Source organism: Achromobacter sp. SD115 (assembly GCF_017355315.1).
GTDB classification, from domain to species: domain Bacteria; phylum Pseudomonadota; class Gammaproteobacteria; order Burkholderiales; family Burkholderiaceae_B; genus Achromobacter; species Achromobacter xylosoxidans_B.
This window is the reverse complement of record NZ_JADIJM010000005.1, coordinates 133,239-152,570: the sequence shown is the minus strand read 5'-3', so window position 1 is coordinate 152,570 and position 19,332 is coordinate 133,239. Positions and strand designations below refer to the sequence as shown.

Annotated in this window: 8 protein-coding genes; 7 read left to right on the top strand and 1 reads right to left on the bottom strand. The window is 62.3% G+C overall.

From position 1 onward, the window contains the following. Nucleotides 1-235 precede the first annotated feature (235 nt). From IPU70_RS09275 to IPU70_RS33075, 7 genes are read left to right on the top strand one after another with little or no spacing between them, the layout of a single operon-like run. Nucleotides 236-484: an MbtH family NRPS accessory protein gene (locus IPU70_RS09275; protein ID WP_207466694.1), complete on the top strand. Its 249-nt coding sequence runs from the start codon at nucleotides 236-238 to the stop codon at nucleotides 482-484. Further along, complete coding sequence (locus IPU70_RS09270) at nucleotides 484-1,236, top strand: thioesterase II family protein (RefSeq protein WP_207466692.1); 753 nt, start codon at nucleotides 484-486, stop codon at nucleotides 1,234-1,236. Before IPU70_RS09275 ends, IPU70_RS09270 begins: the two co-directional genes overlap by 1 nt. Then, complete coding sequence (locus IPU70_RS09265) at nucleotides 1,214-1,912, top strand: 4'-phosphopantetheinyl transferase superfamily protein (protein WP_207466691.1); 699 nt, start codon at nucleotides 1,214-1,216, stop codon at nucleotides 1,910-1,912. The genes IPU70_RS09270 and IPU70_RS09265 overlap by 23 nt, the downstream gene beginning before the upstream one ends. Further along, on the top strand, nucleotides 1,909-2,886 hold the full coding sequence (locus IPU70_RS09260) for a TauD/TfdA family dioxygenase (protein WP_207466690.1): 978 nt from the start codon (nucleotides 1,909-1,911) through the stop codon (nucleotides 2,884-2,886). The genes IPU70_RS09265 and IPU70_RS09260 overlap by 4 nt, the downstream gene beginning before the upstream one ends. 26 nt (nucleotides 2,887-2,912) lie before the next feature. Further along, the gene (locus IPU70_RS09255; protein WP_207466689.1) at nucleotides 2,913-8,225 is read left to right on the top strand and encodes a non-ribosomal peptide synthetase; all 5,313 of its coding nucleotides are present in this window, start codon (nucleotides 2,913-2,915) and stop codon (nucleotides 8,223-8,225) included. A gap of 4 nt (nucleotides 8,226-8,229) precedes the next feature. After that, nucleotides 8,230-16,149: a non-ribosomal peptide synthetase gene (locus IPU70_RS09250; protein ID WP_207466688.1), complete on the top strand. Its 7,920-nt coding sequence runs from the start codon at nucleotides 8,230-8,232 to the stop codon at nucleotides 16,147-16,149. After that, entirely contained in the window at nucleotides 16,149-16,634 is a 486-nt protein-coding gene (locus IPU70_RS33075; protein WP_207466687.1) for a condensation domain-containing protein, read from the top strand. Before IPU70_RS09250 ends, IPU70_RS33075 begins: the two co-directional genes overlap by 1 nt. Before the next feature lie 304 nt (nucleotides 16,635-16,938). Here IPU70_RS33075 and IPU70_RS09240 read toward each other — a convergent pair whose 3' ends face one another. Beyond that, a complete protein-coding gene (locus IPU70_RS09240; protein WP_207466686.1) occupies nucleotides 16,939-19,200 on the bottom strand; it encodes a TonB-dependent siderophore receptor in 2,262 nt (753 codons plus the stop codon). Between the last annotated feature and the right edge of the window lie 132 nt (nucleotides 19,201-19,332).

The window sequence follows — 19,332 nt, the reverse complement described above, 5'->3', positions numbered from 1 at the left end:
GCGTCTTCTTCCCGCCACAGACGTTTCCCGGCGCGGCATCCGCAAGGAACGCCTGCGCGCGCGCGCCCGTCGCTTTGCGGAGTCGTGCTCCTTTCCTGCTCTTCATGAGTCCGCCTTGAGGTGCGTGGCGGCTAAACAAACCGAACACCTGACTCGTCTTTGATTGCGGTGACCCGCAAGTCGGCAATGGGCCGGCTAACCGTGAGGTCACCATCTTCAATGCGCGAGGCAACCCATGTCGACCAGTTGTTTTGACCGCGAGGATGAGACCTTCATCGTCCTCGTCAACCACGAAGAGCAGTATTCGATCTGGCCTCATTGGAAGGCCGTGCCTGGCGGCTGGCGCGCCGTCGATGGGGTCCAGGGAGACAAGAAGACGGTTCTCGACTACGTCGAGAAGACCTGGACCGACATGCGTCCGCTGTCGTTGCGCAAGTGGATGGACGAACAGGCCGCGGTCCGTTCCGACGCCGCGACGGCCTGATGTCCAACTCCACGCATATGCCGGTCATCAATCTGCTGGCCTTGCCCTGCGCGGGCGCGAGCGCAACCATGTACCTGCGCTGGCGCCGCCTCCTGCCGGAATGGATCCGCGTCGTTCCGGTGGAACTGCCGGGGCGGGGCGCTCGGACGGGCGAGCCTTACGTTGAGGATTTTGCGCGGCTCGTGGCGCAGATCTGTCACGAACAGGAAGCCGCGATGCAAGGCCCTTACGCTCTGTTCGGCCACAGCATGGGCGCTTTGCTGGCCCATGCTGTGGCGCAGAGGCAGCATGCACTGGCCCTTCCCATGCCTCTGGCCGTGTTCGTGTCAGCCAGCCCCGCGCCTTCGAGCCGGGATCCAGACCGCTTTGCCGGCATGGACAACGACGCCGCCTTGATGGCCGATCTGCGCAAGCAGGGTGGCACGCCGGATGCGGTTTTCGAGAACGCCGAACTCCTGCGCCTGACCCTGGACTCGCTGGGGGCCGACTACCGTGTCTGCGGCAATTTTCGTCATCTGCCGTCCGAGCCGCTGCCCGTGCCGCTGCACGTTTTCGCGGGGCGCCAGGACGATATCGAACCTCAACGCATCGAGGCCTGGCGGCGAGAGACCCGCCATGCATACACATTCGATTGGTTCGATGGCGCGCATTTCTTCATCCGCCAGCAGGAGCAGGAAGTGCTGGCGGCCATCGTGCGCGAGCTGGCTCGCCTGATTTCCGGAGTGGGCCATGCTGCCACGACAACTACCTGATCTGCTGCCGGCCGGCATCCAGGTGTTCCAGCTTGTGCTGGATCTGGCCGCACCCCTGGAGGACAGCGACCAGGCTTTACTGAGTAAGGAAGAAGCCGAGCGTGCGCTGCGCTTTCATCGGCATGGCGACAAGGTCCGCTTCGTGAGCGCGCGCGCGGCATTGCGGCGGTTGCTGGGCGCGCGCCTGGATTGCTATCCGGAGCGCTTGAGGTTCGCGGCCAACAAGCATGGCAAGCCGCGCCTGGACGTGGCCTGCTCGGCCGATCCCGCTCCGTACTTCAACGTTTCCCATGCCGGCGGCTTCGCCCTGATTGCCCTGTCGGACAGCGTTCCTGTCGGCGTCGATATCGAACGCCGCGATCCGCATTGCGATGTCGCCAGCCTGTCGCGATTGGTGCTATCGGCGCATGAGCTTGAGTCGCCCGACGAACGGCGACTCGACTTCTTCGACTGCTGGACGGCCAAGGAAGCCGTGCTGAAGGCCTTGGGCCTGGGTGTGGCGGAGCACTTGCAGCGCTTGTCGGTGTTTGGACCCGGGCCCGCCGAGGGAAGCCGCTATGCGCTGCGCCGTGAAAACCTGGAAGGTCCAAACGTGGACGTCCTGCGTCTCGATTCACCGTCCGGCTATGCCGCCGCCCTGGCCTGGCAGCCGGACTCCAAGGGAGGATTGCGATGAATGATCTGGTGACCCGATTTGAACGGCAGGCGCCGCCTGGATCCGATCTGCCTGCGCTGATCACGCCATCCCGCCGCGGCGAGCCGCTGCTGGAGGCTTTGCCGCGCTTGCGCGACGAAATCGAGACCAAGGTCGCGACGGTCGGCGGCGTGTTGCTGCGCGGCTTCGACGTGCCCTCGGTCGAGGGCTTCCGGGAGTTCGCCGCCCGCTTCGGCCATCCGCTGTTGAGCTACGAGTTCGGTTCCACGCCGCGCACCGCGGTGGGCGGCGGAGTCTACACCGCGACCGAGTATCCGGCCCACCAATCGATTCCGCTGCACAACGAACAAGCCTACACACGCCAGTGGCCGATGAAAGCCTGGTTCCATTGCGTGACCCCCGCGGCAGAGGGCGGCGAGACGCCGATCGCTGACAGCCGCGCGATCTACCGGCGCATGCCCGCCTCGATCCGGGAACGCTTCGCGCCCGGAGTCGTCTACGTGCGCAACTACGGGGACTTCGACGTGCCATGGCAGCAGGTGTTCAACACCGGCAACCGCGATGAAGTCGAGGCTTTCTGCCGCAACAACGGTATCCAGTGGGAATGGAAGCCCGATGGAGACCTGCGCACGACCCAGCTCTGCCATGCCATCGAGACCCATCCCGTCACCGGCGAGGTGGTCTGGTTCAACCAGGCCCATCTCTTTCATATCTCCAACCTGCAGCCCGAGGTGCGCGAGTCCCTGGTTGAGTTGCTGGGCGTGGAGAACGTGCCGCGCAATACCTGCTTCGCGGATGGATCGCCGATCCCGGACGCGATGCTGGACGAGGTGCGCGCCGTGCTGGATGCAGAAACCGTGTGCTTCAAGTGGGAGCAGGGCGACGTCACGATGCTGGACAACATGCTGGTCGCCCATGCGCGTTCGCCCTTCAAGGGAGCACGCAAGGTGGTCGTGGCCATGGCCGAATCCCACGGCAACCTGGACAAGTTCTAAACGCATCGCCGAACGAGGAAATCCCAATGACGACGTTGCCCGTGCCGCAAGAAGACATATTTGTTCATCCAGAGAATTTTGTCGATGGCCTGCGCAAGCTGGCCGCCGAGCGGCCCGAAGGCGTCGCGCTGACAGTCGTTGCGGGCACGGGGGATCAGGTCGCCGAGACGACCTTGACGTATCGCGCCTTCGAACAGCGGGTGCTGGCGCTTGCCTCGGTGCTGCAAGACCGCTTCGAGCAGCGTGACCGCATCCTGATCTTGCTCGACAACGACGAGCACTACGCGGTCAGCATGTTTGCCTGCTTCCATGCCGGCGTGATCGCGGTGCCGGCGTTTCCGCCAGAATCTGCGCGCCCGCAGCATCTGGCCCGACTCGTCGGTATTGCCGAGGATGCCCAGGCCCGCGGCGTTTTGACATCGGGCCAACTGCGCATCTTGATGGGAGTCGCCGTCGGTCAGTTCGGCGTCTCGGAGGTGGTGGCCGTGGACGAGGTCGATTCCGCTGCCGCGGCTGACTGGCAGCCTTATCAGCCGGACAGCGCGGACGTCGCCTTCCTGCAGTACACCTCGGGATCCACCTCGGCACCCAAGGGCGTGATGGTGACGCACGGCAATCTGATGGCCAACGAGCGGGCCATCCGAGAGGGGCTGTCGATCGGCCCCGACGACAAGTTCGGCGTGTGGTCGCCGCTGTTCCATGACATGGGACTGATAGGGGGGCTGTTGCAGCCCTTTTATAGCGGCATTCCTTGCGTACTGTCCTCGCCGCGCTTTTTCCTGGAGCGCCCGGTACGTTGGCTCGAAATGATCTCGCGGCATCGAATAACAATCAGCGGCGGACCGGACTTTGCTTACCGGCTGTGCCTGGACAGGATCAAGGAGGTGCGCTCGGGGGGATTGGATCTTTCGAGTTGGCGTGTGGCCTACGCCGGCGCCGAGCCCGTGCGGCACGACACGATGGAAGCGTTCGTCGATCGCTTTGCGCCCGTGGGATTCAGCGCCGGCGCGGTGTATCCCTGCTATGGCCTGGCCGAGGCGACGCTGTTTGTGACCGGAGGGCGCAGGGGTAGTGGAATGACGGTGAATCGCTTTGATTCCGACGCTCTCTCGCGGCTTAACGCCGTGCCTGCCTCGGACGGGAAATCGCTGGTCGGTTGCGGACGAGTCCCCGGAGCGCATGAAATCCGGCTCGTCGATCCGCAGACTGGGGTCCTGTCGGCGACTGGCGAGATTGGCGAGATCTGGGCCGCCGGACCCAGTATCGCCGCGGGCTATTGGAAAAGGCCGCGGGAAACGGCGGAAGCCTTCGTTGAGTGTGATGGGTACCGCTGGTTGCGCACCGGCGATCTGGGCTTCGTTCAGGACGGCCACCTCTTCGTGGCAGGCCGCCTCAAGGACATGATTATTGTGCGCGGCCACAACCTCTATCCGCAGGATATCGAGCGCGCCGTGGAGGCCGAGGTCGAGGCGGTGCGCAAGGGCAGGGTGGCTGTCTTTGCGGTGGATAGGGACGGATTGGAGGGGATTGGCATCGCGGCGGAAGTGTCGCGCGGGCTGCAGAAGCTCATCGCGCCCCAGGTCCTGGCCGACGCGCTGGGTGCCGTAGCTAGTGAGCAGTGCGACGAGGCGCCGCAGGTCATCGTGCTGCTCAATCCAGGCGCCTTGCCCAAGACGTCGAGCGGCAAGCTGCAGCGCAGTGCTTGCAGCAAGGGATGGATGGAGGGGACGCTCGATGCCTATGCAGTCTTCGAGGGGGGGCTCGCCATCGCCGGACTGGGAGGCGGTGAGGACAGGCCTGGCGCCGGCGCAACTCCGCTTGATGAACTGGCGCAGGCGCTAACGTCCATATGGCGTGAAGTACTCAAACACGATGCGACGCAGCTATATGGCGGCGATGGGCATTTCTTCGCACTGGGCGGGAACTCACTCGCAGCCGTGCAGGTAGCGGCGCTTATCGCGCGTCAATGGGAGATCGATTTTTCGCCGCGCCTGGTGTTCGAGCATCCCCGCCTGCAAGCCCAAGTCGAAGCGATCCGGCGCAACCAGAAAAAAGGCGTTCGGACGTCAGCATCCGCTATCACTGCGCTGACCGCGGAGCATCGCGCCCGGCCCCTACCGCTCTCTTCGGCGCAGCGGCGACAGTGGTTCTTGTGGCAGCTCGATACGCAAAGCATCACCTATCATGTGCAGGGCGCACTGCGCATCATTGGCCAGATCAACGCAGAAGCCATGCGCGGAGCCGTCGAGGGCCTGACCTTGCGGCATGAGTCACTGCGCACGCTGTTCCGTGCACGGTCGGACGGCGAAGTGGAGCAGATCGTCCATCCTGCCGGACCAGTGGATTTCCAACTCGTGGATCTGCGCGATACGGCGGACGACGAGCGGGAGGTGCGCGCCGTCGAGGCGCTGCGTACGCTCAACGCACAGCCTTTCGATCTCACCCGTGGACCGCTGATGCGTGCAGCACTCGTACGGTTGGCGGATGAGACCCACGTTCTGGCACTGGTGATGCATCACATCATTTCCGACGGCGCGTCGATGCAGATCCTGGTGGACGAGCTTGCGGTGCTCTATGCGGCTGGGCTGGCCGGCGACGGCGCCGGATTGCCGCTCCCCCTGCCCGAGCTCCAGTACACGGACTACGCCGCATGGGAGCACGACCATCCCGACAAGGAAGCGCACGAACGCCAATTGTCCTACTGGCGCAAGCAACTCGAGGTGGCACCGGGCGAAGAGCAGCCGGTCCTCACCCTACCCGCCGATCATGTCCGCCAACCAATGGCCCGCTACCTGGCGGCCCATCACCGCTTCGAGCTGCCCGCAGCGCTGCTGAGCCGTCTGCGCCAGTTGGCTGAGTCGCAGGGAACGACGCTGTTTGCCGTGCTGCTGGCGGCGTTCCACGCGCTGCTGCATCGCCACACCGGCCAGCCCGACATTCGTGTCGGCGTGCCGGTCGCCAACCGCGGGCGTCCCGAACTCCGGCGGGTGGTGGGGTTCTTCGTCAACACGCTTGTATTGCGCACTCAGATCGATGGGCGCACGAGTCTCGCGCAAGTGCTGGCTCAGGTCCGAGAGGTTGCGCTGGGTGCCCAAGAGAACCTGGATGTTCCCTTCGAAAGGCTCGTCGAAGCGTTGCAGCCCGAACGCAGTCTGAGCCATAGCCCGCTGTTCCAGGTGGTGTTCAACCACCTTCAGGCTGATCCGGGAGCGTTCGCGCGCCAGACCGGTCTGGCCGTGGAGGAGCAGCCTCTGCCCGACCAGGAAGTCCAATTCGAGTTGACGCTGGACACCCGCGAGCACCCCGATGGGCGCGTGAGCGCGAACTTTACCTATGCGCGCGACCTGTTCGAATCGTCACGCATCGAGCGTTTTGCCTTCCATTACGTTGCGTTGCTGCGGGCGTTGGAGGAGCAGCCTGAGCAATCTTTGGGCGAGGTCGCGATATTGAATGACGAAGAGCGAGTCCAGATCGAACGCTGGTCACGGAACCCGCAGCGTTATCCCGATACCGAGCCGGTCCACCGCCTGATAGAGCGACAGGCGGCACTGAGGCCCGCCGCGACGGCCCTGATACTGCGTGAAGAGACGTTGAGCTACTCGGATCTCGACAAGCGCGCCAATCGACTGGCACACCGCTTGATCGCGCAGGGAGTGATTGCCGAGCAGCGGGTGGGGCTGGCGCTGGATCGTTCGGTCGACATGATCGTAGCCCTGCTGGCTATCCTGAAGGCAGGGGGCGTTTTCGTTCCTCTGGATCCGCACTATCCGGCCGACCGGTTGGCTTCCATGGCCGAGGATAGCCAAACCCGCGTCGTGCTGACTCAAAGCCGGGTCCGCGAGCGGCTTCGCTTCGGACAAGCGCTGCATGTGATGGCGCTGGACGAGCTCGATCTCGATCTTGAGCCCGACCATGCGCCCACGATAGCGCTGCACGGCGAAAACCTCGCCTACGTCATCTACACCTCCGGTTCCACCGGAAAACCCAAGGGCGTGGCAGTCGCGCACCGCGCGCTTGTTGAACACGCCCAGCTATCGGCGGCGTTCTCCAGTCTGTCGCCTCAAGACCGGATGCTCCAGTTCGCGACGTTGAATTTCGATGGCTTCATCGAACAGCTGTTCCCACCCCTTCTCCTTGGGGCCACCGTCGTATTGCGCGGGGCGGCGTTGTGGAATCCGGAAGAGTTTCTGCACGAACTTCGAGAGCACCAAATCAGTATCGTGGACCTCCCGACCGCCTACTGGTTTGCGCTGATACGTTCCTTTGCCAATGGCGGCGACCAGGACTATGGCAGTTTGCGGGAAGTTCACATCGGTGGCGAGGCAATGCCCGCCGAAGCGGTGCCGGTCTGGAGACAAGCCGGCCTGGGAGGGGTGAAGCTGCTCAATACCTACGGGCCTACTGAAGCCGTGGTTGTCGCCTCCGTGCTCGACTGCGCTTCATACACAGACGGCGAGCGGCCTCTGCCTGTGCATATGCCTATCGGCCGCCCGTTGCCGGGCCGCAGCTTGCGTGTGCTGGATACGGATCTGCACCCGGTGCCGGTTGGCGTGGCTGGCGAGTTGTTCATTGGCGGTCCGTTGCTAGCCCGTGGCTACCTGGACCGGGCGGGAATTTCCGCGGAGCGCTTCGTCGCTGATCCTTTCGAGTCGGAGGGCACTCGTCTCTACCGTACCGGTGACCGCGTGCGTTGGAACCCCGATGGAAATCTGGAGTACCTGGGGCGTGTCGATCACCAAGTGAAGATCCGCGGCTTCCGTGTCGAACTGGGTGAGATTGAGGCCCAGCTGCTGGCCCAGTCCGAGGTTCGCGAGGCGGTGGTGGTAGAGAAGGACGTCCGCTTGGCCGCCTATGTGTCGCTATCGTCGGGAAGGACGCTTGATGCGCGTGAACTGCGAACCCGGCTTGCCCGGGTGTTGCCGGACTATATGGTGCCCAGCGTGATCGTTCCGCTGGGGTCTTTACCGCTCAATCCCAACGGCAAGGTGGACCGCCGTGCGTTGCCGGATCCGGAGAGGCCGGACCAGCAGGTATTCGAGGCGCCTCAAGGAGAGGTTGAGGCGGCGTTGGCGCAGCTATGGACCGAGGTACTCGGAGTCCAGAACGTGGGTCGAAGTGACAATTTTTTCGAACTGGGCGGACACTCGCTCATGGCGGTCCAGATGGCGGCATCCCTGGCGAGTCGCTATGCATGCGAGGTTCCCGTGCGCCTGTTCTTCGAGGCTCCAACCTTGTACGAGTTTGCGTTGCGCCTATCGGAGGAATGCATGCCCGGCGCAGGCTCGCGCAAGGATCGATTGGCGCAGATGCATAACCTGATGAGCGAACTCGAGGTCTGAAACGATGGAACTGGATGAAAAAAGCCTTGCCCGCCGCTTTGCGGCGCTTCCCCCACAGGCTCGGCGCAGCTTCCTGGCGAAACTTCGGGAGGCAGGACTGAGCTTCACCGAGTTACCCATAGTCCCGGCAGATCGGAATGATCCGATTCCAGTCTCTCACGCGCAGCGCAGCTTGTGGCTGACTTGGCAGCTTGATCCCGCAAGTCCTGCGTATAACATGCCAGGACTGCTGCGCCTCAATGGAACCTTGCGGACAGGCGCGCTGCTCGTCGCGCTGCGCAGTCTGGTCGAACGGCATGAGACTCTGCGCACCGTATTCCGGGTCACCGAAAATGGTGAGCCGGTCCAGGTAATCCTGCCGGTGGACGCTGTCAGGCCAGAGGTGGTCGACTTGCGCTCGCAGGCCAGCCCGGCCGATGGCGATGAGTTGCATCGACTGCAGCATGCCTTTGCGCGAATGCCTTTCGGTCTGGATGCCGAGCCGCCTGTACGGTTCACACTGTGGCAAGTCGGCGAGAGCGAGCATGTGTTAGGCATCGTTCTGCACCATATTTCCGGTGATGGCGCGTCCGTGGGCATCTTGATAGACGAACTTTTGAACCTTTATCAAGACGAGTGCGTACCGCAGCTAAAAGGAATGGAACCGCTGCCCGTGCAGTTTTCGGATTATGTCGTCTGGCAGCGGAACTGGTTTGAAACGGGGGAAATGGACCGCCAACTCGCGTATTGGCAGACTCGGCTGGGCAGCGAACATCCCCCGCTGGAGCTGCCGTTCGACCGCCTCAGAGGCACGGTCAACGACTCGGTGGAGGGTCGATACGGATTTTCCCTGTCCGCGGAACTGAGCAAGACCCTACGGATACTCGCGCGTGCAAACAGTGCCTCATTGTTTATGGTCATGCTCGCGCTGTTCAAACTGATGCTGTGCCGACTGAGCGGCCAGGGCGACATTCGCGTAGGCGCACCGATAGCCAACCGTCAACGTGCCGAAACGCGAGGCATGCTGGCGTACCTGACAAATGTCCTGGTTTTGCGTACGGAAGTCGATACCTGCTCAAGCTTCGTGGATCTCCTCGCGCGCGTCAGGGAGACTGTTCTCGATGCGCACGCGCATCCCGATGTCCCGTTCGACTTGCTTGTGGAGTCTCTGCAGCCCGAGCGTCAGGCTGGCGTCCATCCCTTGTTCCAGGTGAAATGCACGCAGCAGGATGATGTTCCGTTGTTGCGGAATCTGCCGGGCCTGGAAGTCCGCGTCGAGGTAATGTCGGCTGGCAGCGCCCATTTTGATCTGAGCCTGGACTTCACCGATCGGGCTGATCGAATCGACCTGGTGCTGAGCTATGCGACGTCGCTGTTCGATGCAGGTACCATCGCCGGCTTCTCCGCGACCTTCCAGGATTTTGCGGCGCAAGTCACCGCCCAACCCTATGCACCCCTCGTCGCTGAGCTGCAAGGACCGCTCTCGGAGCGAATCGGGTCGGCCGTTATCTTCCCGCACGCAGACGTCCTCGATGGTTGGGACCTGGCCGTCGCGGGCGACCCGCGCAGGACAGCCGTACGGGACGAGGCCATGACCATGACCTATGGCGAGGTCGACGCCAAGGCAAACCAGCTGGCTGCTCATCTGGTGAGCCGCGGGGTCGGTGCGGAGACCCGCGTAGGTTTGCACGCGGATCGGTCTTGCGCCTTTGTGCTCGGGGTGCTTGCCGTGCTGAAAGCCGGCGGTGCGTACGTGCCATTGGATCCCAGGTTGCCGGTAGACCGTCTGGCCTTTCAGCTTGGCGACAGTGGTGCGAGATGGCTGCTTTCCGATCAAGAAGCGCCGTGGTCGGTGGGCATCCCGGTAATTCCTCTCTCGGCGAATGGAGCCGCCGCAGCGGATGGCAGCGAGAATACGGAGCACGTTGCACCGCTCCGCCGCCCCGTGCATCCGGAACAGACCGCATACCTGATCTACACGTCCGGCTCTACTGGCAGGCCCAAAGGCGTGGCCGTGGGGCGGGGCGCCCTGGCAAACTATGTGCAAGCCGTACTCGCCCGTCTGGACCTGCCCGACAGCGCGCGCAATATCGCGATGGTCTCCACCGTCGCCGCGGACCTGGGCCATACCAGCTTCTTCGGTGCGCTGTGCAGTGGACGCACACTGCATCTTGTCGATGCCGACCGCGCCTTCGACCCAGATCGCTTCGCCCTCTACATGGCAGCCCAACGTGTCGACGTGCTGAAGATCGTACCAGGCCACCTGCAGGCCCTGTTGCAGGCGGGTCGGCCCGCCGACGTCCTGCCGACGCACGCCCTGATTGTTGGGGGCGAGGCTACGCACTGGCCATTGCTGACTCGCATTCAAGATCTGAAACCGCTTTGCCGCGTGTTTAATCACTACGGCCCGACCGAAACCACCGTGGGCGCTCTGGTCCAGCCCGCCAGCAACGCGTTGCGCGCGGCCACGCTGCCGCTTGGCCACCCCTTGGCGAACCTCCAGGCCATGGCGCTCGATGCCGGATTGAATCTGGTGCCGCCGGGTATGACGGGCGAACTGTACCTGGGGGGAGCCGGCGTTGCGCGCGGATACGAGCGGCGTCCAGGGTTGACTGCGGAGCGCTTCGTGGCACATCCACGTCTGCCGGGTGAACGGCTGTATCGGACCGGCGACCGTGTGCGCCTTCTGTCGGACGGCAGCCTGGAGTTTCTAGGGCGCCTGGATGATCAGGTCAAAATCCGCGGCTACCGCGTCGAACTCGGCGAGGTTCGCGCGGCCTTGCTCGCCCGCGACGGAGTGCGCGAAGCCGGGGTCATCGCATTACCTGCCGAGGACGGGCGCTCCGTGCTGCATGCCTATCTGGCGGCACGCGGCGATTGCACAATCGATCCAACACGGCTCAAGAGCGAACTCGAAGTGCATTTGCCGGATTACATGGTGCCGGCGACCATAACGGTGCTGGGTGCGCTGCCGCTTACCCCCAATGGCAAGCTCGACCGCAAGGCGCTGCCCGCGCCGCAACTGCCAAAGTCAAAGGCTTATGAAGCGCCCGTCGGGGAGGCGGAGGAAATTCTTGCACGCGTTTGGGCCGATGTGCTGCGGGCAGACCTTGTTGGCCGCAACGACAATTTCTTCGAACTCGGTGGCGATTCAATTCTCAGTTTGCAGATCATTGCCCGCGCCAGAAAGAAAGGGCTGAAGATAACTCCGAAGCAATTGATGGAGCAGCAAACCATTGCGCGCATCGCCGGCACGCTACCCGCCGCCGTTGCATCCGCAATTCTGGCGTCGTCCGCGGCAGCGCAGGAGCCCGATGTGGCGGCGGCAAGTCAGGAGGTTCCTTTGACACCCGTGCAACGCTGGTTCTTTGCCCAAGAAATACGCCAGCGGAATCATTGGAATCAATCCGTTTTGCTTGTGCCGGACGTGGGGCTGCAGTCCGACCAGCTACGTGGCGCAATGCAGGCAATGGCTGCGCGACACGACGCCTTGCGCCTGCGCTACTCCTGGCATGAAGGCGGGTGGCGGCAGACCCTGAGTACGCGCCCCGACGAGGGCTGGCGGCTGACCTGCACAGATCTGCGCGACGCTCCGGATTTTGCGCTGGCGGTGGAACAGGCGGCAGATCAGGCGCAACGCAGTCTCGATCTGACGAACGGTCCTCTGTTGCACGCCGTTCTGATGGATGGCGGCGTGCATGGCCAGCGACTGCTGCTGATCGGGCACCACCTGGTGGTGGACGCCGTGACATGGCGGGTGCTGGTTGATGATTTGCGCCAGTTCTGCACGCTGGGCGATCACGAAGACGATTTGCCGGCTTCCTCGCCCTTTTCTCTATGGGCCGAGCGGCTGGAAGCCTACGCGCGGAGCGACGCCTTGCGCCAAGAACTGGACTTCTGGCTGGCTGATTCCAGGGCGGAAGACTCTTGGCCTGTGCACGGTCCCGATGCCGCGAATACGGCGGGATCAATGCGCGGAATTACTGTCCGTCTCGCTCCCGACCGCACTGAGGCGCTGCTGAAAAAAGCCACGCGGCCCTATCGAAACCGCGTCGACGAACTGTTGCTCGGCGCACTTTCACGTGTCATGTGCGAATGGACCGGACACGACAGCGTGCGCATCGAGCTCGAAAGCCATGGGCGGGAGGACCTGTTTGATGATGTCGACCTGAGCCGTACCGCGGGCTGGTTCACCGCGCTCTATCCTGTGCGCCTGACACCGCAGGCGGATTTGCGCGGGACACTCTTAGCGGTGAAAGAGACCCTGCGTGCCGTACCGCAACGCGGCATCGGATACGGCCTGCTGCGATTTTTGCGCGAAGAAGCTGCGCTGGAGCCGCCACAACCTCGCTTGACGTTCAACTACCTCGGGCATGTCGACCGGAAAGATGGACCCGGATGGCGGCTGGCCAAAGAGCCAAGAGGAGTGGAAAGCGCAGAGGACAGTCCGCGCCGGGCCTGGTTCGAGGTGATCAGCCGCGTGGAACAAGGCGAGCTCGTGATCGACTGGAACTACAGCGCTGCCCTACACCGAACGGAGGAAGTTCAGGGCTTGGTGGACCGGTTCGCCGCCGAACTGAATGCCATTGTTGCGCATGGAGAGGCAGTAGTCTTGGGTGCTTTGTCTCCATCCGATGTACCTCTGTCCGGCCTTTCCCAAAACGAGATCGATGCGTTGTGCTTGGACCCGGCGAATGTTGAGGACATTTATCCGCTGGCGCCGATGCAGCAAGGCCTCTTACTACACACGTTGATCAACGCCGGCGCGGGCATGTACTTGATGCAGGATCAATACCATATCGACGCTGCGATAGACGCCGACGCGTTCGAACGGGCCTGGAACGATGTCGTGCAGCGTCATGAGGCATTACGCACGGGCTTTATGTGGCAGGCGGGAAAAACCCCTCTCCAGATCGTTTATCGATCGGTGCCGTCGCCGGTGCAGACCCTGGATTGGTCCGGCCTTGAAAAGTCGGAGGCGGAACGCAAGCTCGACGAGATGCTCCGGCTAGAACTGGCTGAGGGGTTCGATTTTTCGCGGCCGCCGCTGATGCGGTTGCGGCTTATCCAACTGGCTGATGGCGTCTGCCATCTGGTTCAGAGTTTCCACCATATTCTGATGGATGCCTGGTGCCGCTCGTTGCTGCTTACCGACTTCTTCGCGCGTTATGAAGCGTATACGGGCACACGACCGGTCGACGCTGGATTCCTCCGACCACGGCCGCGACGTTATCGCGACTTTGTCGGTTGGCTGGGCAGGCAGAATAGCGGCGATGCCCGCGAATACTGGCGTGCGCAGCTGGCTGGCTTTGACACGGTTACGCCTTTGCCGTGGCGCAACGCCTTAATCCAATCCGAGGCGTTGTCGGCGGTCGTCGATGTGACGACGTGGATTGACGCGTCCGGCACGGCCGCACTGCAAAGATCGGCCAGCCAGAGGCAGGTTACTGTCAATACCGTCGTCCAGGCTGCTTGGGCGTTGACGCTTGCGCGCCTGGGACAGGTCGATGACGTACTCTTCGGTGTCACCGTGGCTGGGCGGCCGCTGGAGCTTGAGGGGATTCAGGAGACGGTGGGCCTATTCATTAACACCATTCCGATGCGTGTGAGGATGCCGGACGGAAATGTGCCGGTGCATACTTGGCTTCAGACGCTGCTTTCGCAGAATCTCGCGATGAGACAGCACGAGCATATGTCGTTGGCCGAGATCCAGGCACTCGGCGACATGCGGGGCGGACGCGCGCTGTTCGACTGCCTATTCGTATTTGAGAATGCGCCCCTGGAAGCGAGTCTGTTGACTGACGCCGCGCGGCTCGGCTTCCGGCCGACCAGCAACCGCACGCATACTAACTATCCGCTGACGGTCGTCGTGGTTCCAGGCCAACAGCTCATGCTGCAGCTCACGTGCGACTCGCGCCAGTTTACGAAGGACGGGGCGCGGAGGCTGCTCGCGTGCTTCAGTCACGCGTTGCGGGAACTCTCCGATCATGCCGACGACGCGTTGCACACTGTCGGGGTCGTGCCGGATGCGATGACGCGCGCTATGCTGGGTAGGACCAGTGGCGACTCCGTTGCCTATCCCTTCGCCAGTGGCTATGCCGCGTTGTTCGAGGCGCAGGCCGTTCGCCACGCCGACCGCATCGCCGTGAGTTGCCTGGATCAACGCATCAGCTATCGGGACCTGAACCGACGGGCCAATCGGATCGGGCATCTCTTGCGCGCAAACGGCGTTGCGTTCGACGCGGTGGTGGCCCTATGCGCCGAACGCGGCATCGGCTTGCACGAGATGATCATCGGTACGCTCAAGGCGGGTGCCGCCTATCTTGCACTTGACATGAAGCTGCCGCCGCAGCGCATGGCGCGTATGCTGGAGTCGAGCGGCGCCAAGGTGCTTCTGTTGGCTGCCGAGTACGCCGAAGACCTGCAGCCTATGCTCGATCTGCTGCCGCCTAGCGTGCGAGTCATTGTGAGTGGCGCCGCCGAGTCCGGAAAGTGGCCGTCCTACGATCTCGGGATCGAACCGAATCCGGATGGGGCCGCGTACGTCATCTATACGTCGGGCTCCACCGGCGAGCCAAAGGGTGTGGTTGTGACCCAGCGCGGAATGCTGAACAACCAGCTCAGCAAGATTCCGTTCCTTTCGCTGACGGAGCACGATGTGATTGCCCAAACAGCTTCGCCGAGTTTCGATATTTCTGTTTGGCAGACGCTGGCGGGGCTGTTGTGCGGCGCCTGCGTCGACATCGTGCCGGACAAGATAGCACGGGATCCGGCGGCATTGCCGGGGCATGTCGCCAGCCGCGGCATCACGGTCCTACAGAGCGTCCCAGCGTTAATGCGGGCAATGCTCGACGCGCCGTATATTGAGGTGCCGAGTTTGCGCTGGATGTTGCCTACCGGCGAGGCGTCCACGGCGGAGCTCGCGCGGCAGTGGTTCGGGCGCTATCCGTCGATTCCGCTCGTCAACGCCTACGGTCCGGCGGAATGCGCGGACGATGTGTCGCTTCAGCGTCTGGACGTGTTGGAAGACGATGCGGGGCACTTCCTGCCGGTGGGCCGGCCGACCGACAACACACGTCTGCTGGTGCTGGACCGTGACCTCGCTGCGTTGCCAGCGGGCGTCGCGGGTGAGCTCTATGTGGCGGGTGTCGGCGTCGGCCGGGGATATCTTGGACGGCCAGGCCTTACAGCGGAACGTTTCGTGCCCCATCCGGCCCCCAAAGTTCCCGGCGAGCGCCTATACCGGACTGGTGACCTCGCCCGATATCGCGATGACGGCGTGCTCGAATGCTTTGGCCGTACGGATCAGCAGGTCAAGATCCGAGGCTTGCGGATTGAACTGGGAGAGATCGAGGCACAGATCGGCCAGCTTGGCAACATACGGGAGGCGGCCGTCCACGTGCATGAGGATGCCAAGCAGAGTAGGCATCTGGTCGCCTATGTGGTGTTGCGCGAGATTTTTGTCGAACCGCTCGCCGACAGGAACGGTAGTTCGTGGAAGGAACCCCTGGTGCAAAGTTTGCGCGCGGTATTGCCGGATTACATGGTGCCGGCCCTGTGGGTGCAGCTGGAGCGGCTTCCACTGACACTCAACGGAAAGCTTGATCGCAAGGCGTTGCAAGCGCCGGACTTCGGGTTAGGACAGGAAGACCGTGTGCCGCCGCAGGGAGATTGCGAGGCCCAGGTCGCGGCGGTCTGGGCCGAAGTACTTGGCGTCGAGCTGGTGGGGCGCAATGATCACTTCTTCGAGATCGGGGGGCATTCGCTCTCGGCGATGCAAGTTGCCACGCGCTTGCGGGCAAGTCTGCATGTGCCGATCCCGATCGATACGCTGTTCCGCACTCCGGTTCTGCATGAATTCGCTGCATTGATCGAAGCGGAGGGCGGGAATACTGATTCGTTGCGCTCGCTCGACACGTTTATCGATACCCTGGCGGCCGCTTGATGGAGTCCCATCTCTGCGGTGGTCTGAGGCTGTCCGGGTTGCTGGATCGTGAGGCTTTACAGGCTAGCCTTGACACGGTTGCCGCGCGTCATGAAGCTTTGCGGACAATTTTCCGTTCGGACGGGGATGGGCTGGTGGAACAGATAGTCCAGCCCGTCTTCTCGATTGATCTTGCCGCGACCGATCTTGCGGCTCTTCCCGGAAAAGAGCGTGCATTAGGGGAGCGTGAGGCCGCGCGCATTCTTTGCGATGCGTCGTTCGACCTGACGCGCGGGCCGCTGCTGCGCGTGGGCTTGATCCGTTTATCCGCTGCGGAGCACGTACTGGTGGTGCCGCATGGCAACGCAGTTGGCTGGAGGCGGGCGAGAGGGAGAGGCAGCTCGACTACTGCAAGGACCAGCTGGGTGGCGATAATCCGGTGCTGCAACTACCCACGGATAGGCCGAGGAGCTGGTGCGAATGTTCTTGATCGAGCGAGTCTCTGATCGTCGAGTTGTTGGCGCTGGTCGGCGAACCGGGGAAAACCGGAAATTCCTCTGGCGTGCAACGCGACCGGGTACCATGCTGCGAGGCAGTCTGAGATCGAGGCTTGGCGTCGAGACTGCAATGAGACTCGGCCTCACATGGCTCTGAACGATCTAGCTCCAGGTCAATTTTCCTGGAAAGACAGCCTCCGGCAACTTGCCGGAGGCGCATAACAGCCCGACACCTAACAGTAGACGCCGCCTAAGAAGCCCAAGCAGATCACGGTACGCCGGTTCTGATTCATTGTTAGCCGTGAGAGAAAGTTCACCAGCGATAGCTGACAGAACCGATCACGCTGCGAGGTTCTCCGTAGAAGCAGGAGCCGGAACACATTGCGAGGTAGTTCTTGTCGGTGATGTTGCTGCCATTGAGCGCGAAGCGCCATGGACCCGTGGTATAGCTGATCATGGCGTCGAGCAGCGTGAAGGAAGGCGTCTGCAAGTCGACATAGGTGCCGATTGTTGATGAAACGTAGCGCATGCCGATGCCTGCCTTCAGGCCAGTCAGGCCGAAATCTCCAAACGTATATTCCCCCCAGGCTGAAAACTGATTCCGTGGAACGCCGCCGATGCGTCTGCCTTCTGCGATTTCGAGCGACGAATTGGGACTGCTCTTGGTCGTCTTCGCGTCGGTATAGGCATAGGCCAAGACGACGCGGACGTTCCGGCTCAAACGCGTAGTAGCTTCGAGTTCGAGACCGCGTGATCGCTGCTCACCGATCTGGATTTGAATGTTGTCATCCACCGGGTCGGCGACGGCAACGTTGTTGCGCGTCAAATGGTAAACCGTAGCGGAAAGTGAGGTTTCCGTGCCAGGCGGTTGATAACGTATGCCGATTTCATACTGCTTTCCCTTCATGGGTTTGAACGGATCTCCGTTTACGTCCTGGCCCATGGTCGGTTCCCAGGAGGTGCTGTAGCTCGCGAATGGCGCCAAACCGTTGTCAGCCCGATAGACGAAGCCGGCACGGCCCGTGAACGCCTTGTCGGTGATTCGCTGCCTGAGGCACGTCGAAGGATCTGGGGTGCCAATGGGGTTGACGAAGGTGCATAGATCGTTGCGAGTCCAGTCCTGTCTCGCCCCGAGCATCAAGATCCATCGCTCATTGACCTTCATCTGGTCCTGCGCATAGAGGCCCAGACGATTGGTGCGCAAGCGGTCCGAGTAGCCGGAGAACGCGAAATCTCCCAACGACGTTCCATAGTTGGGTTCGATGACGTCTATCGGCGCCAAATCGCCCGTGGTTTGGTACCTCATGGTCTGATGGGACGTGTGTGTATAGTCCAACCCTGCCATGGTCGTGTGTGCAGTCGGTCCGGCGTTCCATTGATACTGAAGGGATGTATCGGAAGTCACTGATGAGGACTTGTCATGCCGTCTTTCAGCGCCCCAACGTGGAAGTAAACGCTGGACCGCATCGGGAAGAGTGGCGTCGAGGTAGTTATCGGCGATGTAGGTGCTCGCAAGATCGTTCTTCGAATGGAAGTAGCGCAGACTGTGACGGATCTTGAGAGCGTCATTGAAGGTGTGCTCGAGTAAGTAGCCCACCGAGTATCGCGTGTTGTCATAGTCATCAAAGTCGGGCTCGCCAAGGAAGCGGTGGCGGGGGAGCTTGCCATTGATGTTCGGGGTCAGCGTTCCCGATGGCGGGAGCCCGGCGAAATAGGTACCGCGATCGTGTTGATACTCCGATAGAAAGGTCAACGACGTTGCGGCGTTCGGTTGCCACTTCAGGGCTGGCGCGATGTAGGTGCGATCGTTCGGGATGTAGTCGATGAAGGTGTTGCTCTTGCGGTTCAGCGCCGTCAGTCGATACGACCACGCGCCGTCTTCCGTCAATGCGCCGCCGAAGTCTCCGGATATTTGCCTGCGGCTGAAGCCGCCGTACTCGGCGTTCAGTTCACGCAAGGGTTCCGCGCTGGGGCGCTTGCTGACGGTATTGACGATGCCGCCGGGCGCGGCCAGACCGTAGAGTACTGATGATGCGCCGCGCAGCAGCTCGATTCGCTCGAGCCCGTACGGTTCCTGTTGGCCGTTGAAGCCGTTGACGCTGTACTTCAGGCCGTCGCGGAAATAGCTGCCATAGTCCGCATCGAGATCGAAGCCTCGAACGCGCATCTGGTCGCGTGTCGAGTCTATGCCTTCGGACCTGAATACGCCTGCGGAGTAGCGCAGTGCATCCGTGATGTTCTGCGATTTTTGTTCCTCAATTTGTTGAGCACCGATTACTGTGATGGATTGCGGTGTTTCGATGAGGGGAGTATCAGTCTTGGTAGCGGTGATGCTGCGCCGGGCAACGTAGCCGGATATCGGACCGGTCGGCGATTCTAGGTCAGCATCGGCGTCGACCTGTATCACGGGCAAGGTGACGGCCCGGCTGCCGGGCTCTTTGTCCGTCGATTCCTCGGCGTGCGCGGCTCCTGCGACCGCGAGGCCGAACAGGCTGGCTTGGAGGGCAAGGAAGAAAGGGGAGAGTGGCGCGGACGGGATTTCTCTTGCGTGTTTGCTTCTTTGTGGCGTGAGCATGGTTGGGATCGCTTGCGTTGGAAGGGACTTGTCGTGCTTGTCCGGCGGGTTGCCCGCGCCGGACCCTGATTCTTTTGCTATTGGAATTTCGTGAAGTGCTGAAGCGCCGCCGTGAAAATATCGAGCGCATGA

Bases quoted from the DNA above. Each gene is read 5' to 3' on its own strand.
- IPU70_RS09275 (WP_207466694.1), top strand. From the start codon at position 236: ATGTCGACCAGTTGTTTTGACCGCGAGGATGAGACCTTCATCGTCCTC.
- IPU70_RS09270 (WP_207466692.1), top strand. From the start codon at position 484: ATGTCCAACTCCACGCATATGCCGGTCATCAATCTGCTGGCCTTGCCC.
- IPU70_RS09265 (WP_207466691.1), top strand. From the start codon at position 1,214: ATGCTGCCACGACAACTACCTGATCTGCTGCCGGCCGGCATCCAGGTG.
- IPU70_RS09260 (WP_207466690.1), top strand. From the start codon at position 1,909: ATGAATGATCTGGTGACCCGATTTGAACGGCAGGCGCCGCCTGGATCC.
- IPU70_RS09255 (WP_207466689.1), top strand. From the start codon at position 2,913: ATGACGACGTTGCCCGTGCCGCAAGAAGACATATTTGTTCATCCAGAG.
- IPU70_RS09250 (WP_207466688.1), top strand. From the start codon at position 8,230: ATGGAACTGGATGAAAAAAGCCTTGCCCGCCGCTTTGCGGCGCTTCCC.
- IPU70_RS33075 (WP_207466687.1), top strand. From the start codon at position 16,149: ATGGAGTCCCATCTCTGCGGTGGTCTGAGGCTGTCCGGGTTGCTGGAT.
- IPU70_RS09240 (WP_207466686.1), bottom strand. From the start codon at position 19,200: ATGCTCACGCCACAAAGAAGCAAACACGCAAGAGAAATCCCGTCCGCG.